Annotated in this window: 9 protein-coding genes; 8 read left to right on the plus strand and 1 reads right to left on the minus strand. The window is 70.9% G+C overall.

Annotated elements, in window-relative coordinates; all coding sequences use genetic code 11:
- Positions 1–556 (minus strand): amidohydrolase (locus tag LDO26_RS17925; RefSeq protein WP_232132461.1); only part of this gene is annotated, 556 nt, incomplete at its 3' end.
- Between the two features lie 237 nt (positions 557–793).
- Here LDO26_RS17925 and LDO26_RS17930 point away from each other — a divergent pair.
- The 8 genes from LDO26_RS17930 to LDO26_RS17965 form a co-directional block, all read left to right on the plus strand.
- Complete coding sequence (locus LDO26_RS17930; protein WP_232132462.1) at positions 794–2284, plus strand: 2-hydroxymuconic semialdehyde dehydrogenase; 1491 nt, start codon at positions 794–796, stop codon at positions 2282–2284.
- Positions 2265–3080: a 2-keto-4-pentenoate hydratase gene (locus tag LDO26_RS17935; RefSeq protein ID WP_232132463.1), complete on the plus strand. Its 816-nt coding sequence runs from the start codon at positions 2265–2267 to the stop codon at positions 3078–3080. The genes LDO26_RS17930 and LDO26_RS17935 overlap by 20 nt, the downstream gene beginning before the upstream one ends.
- Before the next feature lie 4 nt (positions 3081–3084).
- The gene (locus LDO26_RS17940; RefSeq protein WP_232132464.1) at positions 3085–4044 is read left to right on the plus strand and encodes an acetaldehyde dehydrogenase (acetylating); all 960 of its coding nucleotides are present in this window, start codon (positions 3085–3087) and stop codon (positions 4042–4044) included.
- Positions 4044–5087 (plus strand): 4-hydroxy-2-oxovalerate aldolase, encoded by a 1044-nt coding sequence (gene dmpG, locus LDO26_RS17945; protein WP_232132465.1) that lies wholly within the window; start codon positions 4044–4046, stop codon positions 5085–5087. Before LDO26_RS17940 ends, dmpG begins: the two co-directional genes overlap by 1 nt.
- Positions 5084–5848: a 2-keto-4-pentenoate hydratase gene (locus LDO26_RS17950; protein ID WP_232132466.1), complete on the plus strand. Its 765-nt coding sequence runs from the start codon at positions 5084–5086 to the stop codon at positions 5846–5848. Before dmpG ends, LDO26_RS17950 begins: the two co-directional genes overlap by 4 nt.
- A 1-nt stretch (position 5849) precedes the next feature.
- On the plus strand, positions 5850–6050 hold the full coding sequence (locus LDO26_RS17955; RefSeq protein WP_232132467.1) for a tautomerase family protein: 201 nt from the start codon (positions 5850–5852) through the stop codon (positions 6048–6050).
- Positions 6051–6142: 92 nt separating this feature from the next.
- Positions 6143–7489: a DUF3100 domain-containing protein gene (locus LDO26_RS17960; RefSeq protein WP_232132468.1), complete on the plus strand. Its 1347-nt coding sequence runs from the start codon at positions 6143–6145 to the stop codon at positions 7487–7489.
- A 116-nt stretch (positions 7490–7605) separates the two neighbouring features.
- The coding region (locus LDO26_RS17965) for a serine dehydratase beta chain (RefSeq protein WP_305068833.1) at positions 7606–8103 on the plus strand (498 nt) is incomplete at its 3' end.

Here is an 8103-nt window from a genome sequence, read left to right on the forward strand (position 1 = left end):
CCGCCAGCGACTGCAGCGTCGCGCCGCTGCGCACGCTGGCCTTGCCGCGGCCCAGCAGCGGCATGTTGTGGAAGGCGTAGACCTCGTCGCAGGGGAAGCGCGCGAACAGGCCGTCCCCGGCCATGCGTATCGCGCCGCGCCCGCCTTCCTCGGCCGGCTGGAAGATCAGCACCACGCGGCCGCTGGCCGGCGGATGCCGGACCAGGTACGCGGCGGTGCCCAGCAGCGCCGAGGTATGCCCGTCGTGGCCGCAGGTGTGCGCGGTGCCGTCGCGCTGCGAGCGGTAGGCCGCGTCGCTGTGCTCCTGCATCGGCAGCGCGTCCATGTCCGCGCGCAGGCCGATCGACAGCCCCGGCCGGCCGCTGTCGATGACCGCGACCACGCCGGTGCCGCCCAGGCCCCGGTGGACGTCCAGCCCCAGCGACTCGAGTACCTCGGCGACCAGTGCCGAGGTCCGCAGCTCCTCGAAGCCGAGTTCCGGCCAGGCGTGGATGCGGTGGCGCCAGGCGGTCATTTCCGGCGCAAGCGACGCCGCGGGATCGAGGACGGCAGCCATCGGGACGCATGCTCCGGGCGGAAAGGAAGATGCTGCGATGGGAGCAGATCGCCGCCCGCCTTGTCAAGCATAATTTCGATATTTGATTGGGCAGAATCCCATAGCTGCCGCCAAACAGCGGTTGACTTTTGATTAATTTCGACTTTTTATGCGAGGGCAGGCACGCAACGAATCCACGGCGGCGCGCTGCCGGACGCAATTTCGGTATTTCCGCCCCCCTCTTCCAATGGACAGGCAATGACCCCCACCTCCTCGCCGCCCCTCGCCGACCTGGCCGTGATCCGCCACTTCATCGATGGCCGCTACGTGGAGTCGCCGCGCCCGCTGTTCGACAACCGCGACCCGGCGACCGGCAAGGTGGTGGCGCAGGTGCACGAGGCCGACGCGGCGATCGTCGCGCATGCGGTCGATGCCGCGCGGCGCGCGCTGCAAGGGCCATGGGCGACCCTGAGCGGCCAGGCCCGGGCGAAGGTCCTGCGCCGGCTGGCGGACGGCATCCGCGACCGCTTCGACGAGTTCGTGGCGGCGGAGATCCGCGACACCGGCAAGCCGGCCTCGCTGGCCAGCCATCTCGACATCCCGCGCGGCGCCGCCAACTTCGAGGTCTTCGCCGACCAGATCGCGGCCTCGGCGACCGAGGCGTTCCGCAGCGACACGCCCGACGGCCGCGGCGCGCTGAACTACGGCCTGCGCACGCCGCGCGGCGTGATCGCGGTGATCTGCCCGTGGAACCTGCCGCTGCTGCTGATGACCTGGAAGGTCGCGCCGGCGCTGGCGTTCGGCAACACCGTCGTGGTCAAGCCCTCGGAGGAAACGCCTTCCACGACGACGCTGCTGGGCGAGGTCATGCGCGATGCCGGCGTGCCCGACGGCGTGTTCAACGTCGTGCACGGCTTCGGTCCGGACTCGGCCGGCCAGTACCTGACCGAACATCCGGATGTCGACGCGATCACCTTCACCGGCGAGACCCGCACCGGAACCGCGATCATGCAGGCCGCCGCGGTCGGCGTGCGGCCGGTATCGTTCGAACTGGGCGGCAAGAACGCCGGCATCGTGTTCGCCGACTGCGACCTCGACGCCGCGGTCGCCGGCATCGCCCGCTCCGCCTTCCTCAACAGCGGCCAGGTCTGCCTGGGCACCGAGCGCGTGTACGTCGAACGACCGGTCTTCGAGGCGTTCGTCTCGCGCCTGAAGACCGCGGCCGAGGCGCTCGTCCCCGGCGATCCGTGGGCGGAGAGCACCAGTTTCGGCCCGCTGATCAGCAGCAGGCACCGCGACAAGGTGCTGGGCTACTACGCGCGTGCGCTCGACGACGGCGCGACGGTGGTCACCGGCGGCGGCGTGCCGCAGCTGCCCGACGCGCTGGCCGGCGGCTACTGGGTGCAGCCGACGATCTGGACGGGACTGCCCGAGGACTCGGCGGTGATCCGCGAGGAAATCTTCGGGCCGTGCTGCCACGTCGCGCCGTTCGACCGCGAGGACGAGGCGATCGCACGCGCCAATGCCAGCCCCTACGGACTGGCGACGACGATCTGGACCGGCGACCTGACCCGCGCGCACCGCGTCGCCGCGGCGATCGAGGTCGGCGTGGCCTGGGTCAACTGCTGGTTCCTGCGCGACCTGCGCACCGCCTTCGGCGGCGCCAGGCAGTCCGGCATCGGCCGCGAGGGCGGCGTGCATGGCCTGGAGTTCTACACGGAGCTGCGCAATGTCTGCATCAAGCTTTGACGCCGTGCTGGACAGCGCTCCGGTGCGCGAGGCCGCGCGCCTGCTCGGAGAGGCCGCGCGCACGGGAACGGCCTGCGATCCAGTCAAGCCGCTGCTCGAGGACGGTGGCATCGGGGCCGCCTACGCGGTCCAGCACCTGCTGACCGAAGCGGCGATCGGCGCCGGCCGCCGGGTCGTCGGCCGCAAGATCGGCCTGACCTCGGTCGCGGTGCAACGCCAGCTGGGCGTCGACCAGCCGGACTTCGGCGTGCTGCTGGACGACATGGCGTTCGGCAGCGGCCAGGAAGTGCCGCTGTCGCGGCTGATCCAGCCCAAGGTGGAGGCCGAGATCGCCTTCGTCGTCGACCGCGACCTCGATGCCGATCGCCCGACGCTCGGGCACGTGCTGGGCGTCATCGGCTACGCCCTGCCGGCGATCGAGATCGTCGACAGCCGCGTGCGCGACTGGAGGATCAGCATCTTCGACACCATTGCCGACAACGCGTCGTCGGGCCTGTACGTGCTCGGCAGTTCGCCGAAGAAGATCGACAGCCTCGACCTGGCGCTGTGCGGCATGTCGCTGGAAAAGGCCGGCGAGCCGGTGTCGGTCGGCTGCGGGGCGGCCTGTCTGGGCAATCCACTCAACGCCGTGGTGTGGCTGGCACGCACGGTGGCGGAGACCGGTCGCCCGCTGCGCGCCGGCGACATCGTCCTGTCCGGCGCACTGGGCCCGATGGTGTCCGTGTCCGCGGGCGATGTCTTCGAGGCCCGGATCTCCGGTCTGGGCAACGTGTCGGCCATGTTCTCGGAGGGATGAGGCAATGGACAGGACCAAGGTCGCGATCATCGGCTCGGGCAACATCGGCACCGACCTGATGATCAAGCTGCTGCGCCACGGCAGGCAACTGGAGATCGCCGCGCTGGTCGGCGTGGACCCCGAATCCGACGGCCTCGCGCGCGCGCGCCGGCTCGGCGTGGCCACGACCCACGACGGGCTCGACGGCCTGCGCGCGCTGCCGGTCTACCAGGACATCGGCATCGTCTTCGATGCCACGTCCGCCGGCGCGCACATCCGCCACGCCGAAGTGCTGCAGGCCGACGGCAAGCGCGTCATCGACCTGACCCCGGCCGCGGTCGGCCCGTACGCGGTGCCCGCGGTGAATCTCGACCAGCACCTGGATGCACCGAACCTCAACATGGTCACCTGCGGCGGCCAGGCGACGATTCCGATCGTCGCGGCGGTGTCGCGGGTCGCGCCGGTGCGCTATGCCGAGATCGTCGCGTCGATCGCGTCGAAATCCGCCGGCCCCGGCACCCGCGCCAACATCGACGAGTTCACCGAGACCACCTCGCGCGCGATCGAATCGGTCGGCGGCGCCGCGACGGGCAAGGCGATCATCGTGCTCAATCCCGCCGAGCCGCCGCTGATGATGCGCGACACCGTGTACTGCCTGACCGACGGCGGCGAACCCGAGGCGATCCGCGCCTCGATCCACAGGATGGTCGCCAGCGTCGCCGGCTACGTGCCCGGCTACCGGCTCAAGCAGGACGTGCAGTTCGAAAGCCTCGACGCCGACGCCTGCGCGGCGATCCTGCGCGCGCCGACCGCGGCGCCCGGCCTGAAGGTCAGCGTGTTCCTCGAAGTGGAAGGCGCCGGCCACTACCTGCCGGCCTACGCCGGCAACCTCGACATCATGACCTCGGCGGCGCTGGCCGCGGCCGAGCGCATGGTCGAACTGTCGCAGCGCGAACTGCCGCAAGGCAAGCAGGAGGTGGCGTGATGTCCTTCGTGACCCGGGAACGGCTGTACATCCAGGACGTGACCCTGCGCGACGGCATGCATGCCATCCGCCACCAGTATGGGCTCGACCATGTGCGCGCGATCACCCGCGCGCTCGACGCCGCCGGCGTTGCCGCGATCGAGGTCGCGCATGGCGACGGCCTGGCCGGCTCCAGCTTCAATTACGGTTTCGGCAGGCACACCGATCTGGAATGGATCGAGGCCGTCGCCGACAGCGTGACCCAGGCCAGGGTCACCACCCTGCTGCTGCCGGGCATCGGCACCGTGCACGAGCTGCGCGAGTCGGTGCAGGCCGGCGTGCGCTCGGTGCGGGTGGCGACCCACTGCACCGAGGCCGACGTGGCGAGGCAGCACATCGAGGAAGCGCGCCGGCTCGACATCGACGTCGCCGGCTTCCTGATGATGAGCCACATGATCGAACCCGCCGCGCTCGCCGAACAGGCGAGGAAGATGGAGAGCTACGGCGCGTATTGCGTGTACGTGACCGACTCCGGCGGCGCGCTGACGATGGACGGCGCGCGCGAACGGGTGCAGGCGCTGCGCGAGGCGCTGAAGCCCGAAACCCGGATCGGCATCCATGCCCACCACAACCTGTCGCTGGGCGTGGCCAACTCGATCGTCGCGGTTGAGAACGGCGCGACCCGCGTCGACGCCTCGCTGGCGGGCATGGGCGCGGGCGCCGGCAATGCGCCGCTGGAGGTGTTCATCGCCGCCGCCGAACGCATGGGCTGGGACCACGGCTGCGACCTGTTCAAGCTGATGGACGCGGCCGAGGACCTGGTGCGCCCGCTGCAGGACCGCCCGGTGCGGGTCGACCGCGAGACGCTCAGCCTCGGCTATGCCGGCGTGTATTCGAGCTTCCTGCGCCATGCCGAGAAGGCCGCGGCCGACTACGGCCTGGACGTGCGCACGATCCTGATCGAACTGGGCGAGCGGCGCATGGTCGGCGGCCAGGAGGACATGATCGTCGACGTCGCGCTCGACCTCGTCCAGCAACGCAAGCAGAAGGCGGCCGCCGCATGAGCACCGACATCGCCGCACTCGCCGCGCGCCTCGACGGCGCCGCGTTCCACGCCACGGCCACGCCGCAGCTGGAGGATCCGATCTCGCTGGAGGACGCCTATGCGGTGCAGCGCGCCAGCATCCAGCGCCGCCTGGATCGCGGCGAGACCCGCGTCGGCATCAAGATGGGCTTCACCAGCCGCGCCAAGATGGTGCAGATGGGCGTGGACGACCTGATCTGGGGACGCCTGACCTCCGGCATGCTGGTCGAGGACGGCGGCAGCATCGCGCTGCCGGACTACGTGCATCCGCGCGTGGAACCGGAGATCGCCTTCCTGGTCGGCAGGCCGCTGGCGGGCCGGGTCACGATCCCGCAGGCGCTGGCCGCGGTGGACGCGGTGGCGCCGGCGCTGGAGATCATCGATTCGCGCTACGAGGACTTCAGGTTCTCGCTGACCGACGTGGTCGCCGACAACAGTTCCTCGTCGGGCTTCGTCGTCGGGCCGTGGTCGCGGCCGGATGTCGACCTGTCCAACCTCGGCCTGGTGCTGGCCTTCGACGGCCGCCCGCAGGCGTTCGGGTCGAGTGCCGCGATCCTCGGCCATCCGCTGCGTTCGCTGGTCGCGGCCGCGCGGGTCATCGCCGAGGCCGGCGAGACGCTGTCGCCGGGCGACATCGTGCTGGCCGGCGGCGCCACCGCGGCCAGCGCGCTGCGCCCTTCCTCCTTCGTGTCGCTCGAGATGGAGACGCTCGGGCGCTGCGGCTTCCACACGGACCCATGACATGCCCCTGATCCACGCCAACATCCTGGCCGGCCGCAGCCACGCGCAGAAGGCCGCCTTCGCCCGGGCGGTGACCGAGGCCGCCACCGTGCATCTCGACGTGCCCGCCGCCGCGGTGCGGGTGATCTTCCACGAGATTCCCCCCAGCGACTGGTTCACCGCGGGCGAGGCCAAGGCGCCGCCGCCAGCCGGCGCCGGCTGACCGCCTGCGCCCGCGCAACGCGCACCGACCACGCGGCCGCCGGGCGAAACGCAGCCCGGCGCCTTGCGAACCCCCTCTGGAGCGACCCACCCATGTCCCACGCCGCGTCCCCGTTGCCGCCCACGTCCGGTTCGCCGAAGCTCCCGTCACGGCCATGGCTGCTGTTCCTGGTGGTGCTGGCGGTGACCGCCGCCACCGAATGGATCGGGCCGATGGCCATTCCGGTGTGGTCGGCGAGCATCGTGATCCTGCCGATGCTGGTGGCGCTGCTGGCGACCACGCTGCTGGCGGTCTGGCACGCGCGCCTGCCGGCCGCGCTGCGGCTCGGCCTGCCGCTGCAGGCCTACGCCGGCAAGCTGCTCGATACCGCGCTGCTGCTGTTCATCGTCAAGCTGGGGCTGATGGCCGGCGCCAACATGCAGGCGCTGCGCGAGGTCGGCTGGGCGCTGGCCTTCCAGGAACTGGGCCACGCGTTCGGCACGATGGTGCTGGCGCTGCCGCTGGCGCTGCTGCTGGGCATCAAGCGCGAGGCGGTCGGCGCGACGTTCTCGATCGGCCGCGAAACCGCGATGGTCATCATCGGCCAGAAGTACGGCATGCAGTCTGCCGAGGGCCGCGGGGTGCTGGCCGAATACATCACCGGTACCGTGCTCGGCGCGGTGTTCATCTCGCTGCTCGCCAGCGTGATCGCTTCGCTGGGCATCTTCGATCCGCGTTCGCTGGCGATGGGCGCGGGGATCGGCTCGGGCAGCATGATGGCCGCCGCGCTGGGGCCGATCACGCTGGGGCAATCGCCGGAACTGGCCCGCGAGCTGACCGCCATCGCCGGCGCGGCCAACCTGATCGCCGGCGTGGTCGGCTTCTACTTCGCCGCGTTCGTCACCTTGCCGCTGTGCAACTGGCTCTACGGCCGGCTCGAGCCGGTGCTCGGCCGCACCGCGCTGGCGCGGCGCGCGCCGTCGACCGGCGACCTGGACACCGACGCCGTACTCGAAGGCGAGAACGCACGATCGACGTTCGCCGACAGCGTGCTGGCACTGCTGCTGATGGTCGCTGGCATCACGATCAGCAACTGGATCGGACACGGCGTGGGACCGGCGCAGACCTTGCCGGGCGTCGCGGTGATGGTGGCCATCGTGCTGCTCGGCCTGCTGCTCAAGCGGTTGCTGCGCAAGCTGCCGCTGATGCTGTTCCTCGCCCTGGCCGCCACGTTCGCGACGCTGCAGGGCGGCTGGCCGCTGGCCGGACAGGTCGCCGGGATCATCAACCAGGTCCAGTTCATGAGCATCACCACCACGGTGCTGGCGCTGGCCGGCTTCTCGGTGGCGCGCAAGCTGCCGATGTTCCGTCGCCTGGGCTGGCGCATCGTGCTGGTCTCGCTGACCGCGGCCACCGGGGCGTTCATCGGCTCGGCGACCGTGGCCGAGATCTTCCACTGACATGCGGTCCCGCCGACGCGGCGCCGCGGCCGTGTCCGTGGCCCGATGGATGCCGACGACATCGCCCGGACGCCATGCCCGGCCGCAGCAGCGGATGGCCGGGCGGGTCGCCTGACATGGCCGTCAGCACCTTCGACCTCTACAAGATCGGCATCGGGCCGAGTTCCTCGCACACCGTCGGGCCGATGCGCGCCGGCGCGCGCTTCGTGCGCCGCTGGCTGGAGGTCCCCGGCCGGCTCGACGAGGTCGTGCGCGTGCGCGCCGAGGTGTTCGGCTCGCTCGCGCTCACCGGCCGCGGCCACGGCACCGACAAGGCGGTCATGATGGGCCTGGAAGGCCACATGCCCAACCTGATCGACCCGGACCTCATTCCCGATGCGCTGGCGCGCATCCGCGGCCAGCGCCGCATCATGCTGGGCGGCGTCCGCGAGATCGCCTTCGACGAGAAGAGCGACCTGGTGATGAACAAGCGCCAGAAGCTGCCCTTCCACACCAACGGCATGCGCTTCACCGCCTACGGCGGGGACGGCGGCGTCATCGCCACCCGCGACTACTACTCGGTCGGCGGCGGTTTCGTGGTCAACGAGGACGAGGCCGCCGAGGACCGCATCGTC

The sequence above is a fragment of the Proluteimonas luteida genome, assembly GCF_021191695.1.
In the GTDB taxonomy this organism is placed as follows: Bacteria; Pseudomonadota; Gammaproteobacteria; order Xanthomonadales; family Xanthomonadaceae; genus Luteimonas; species Luteimonas luteida.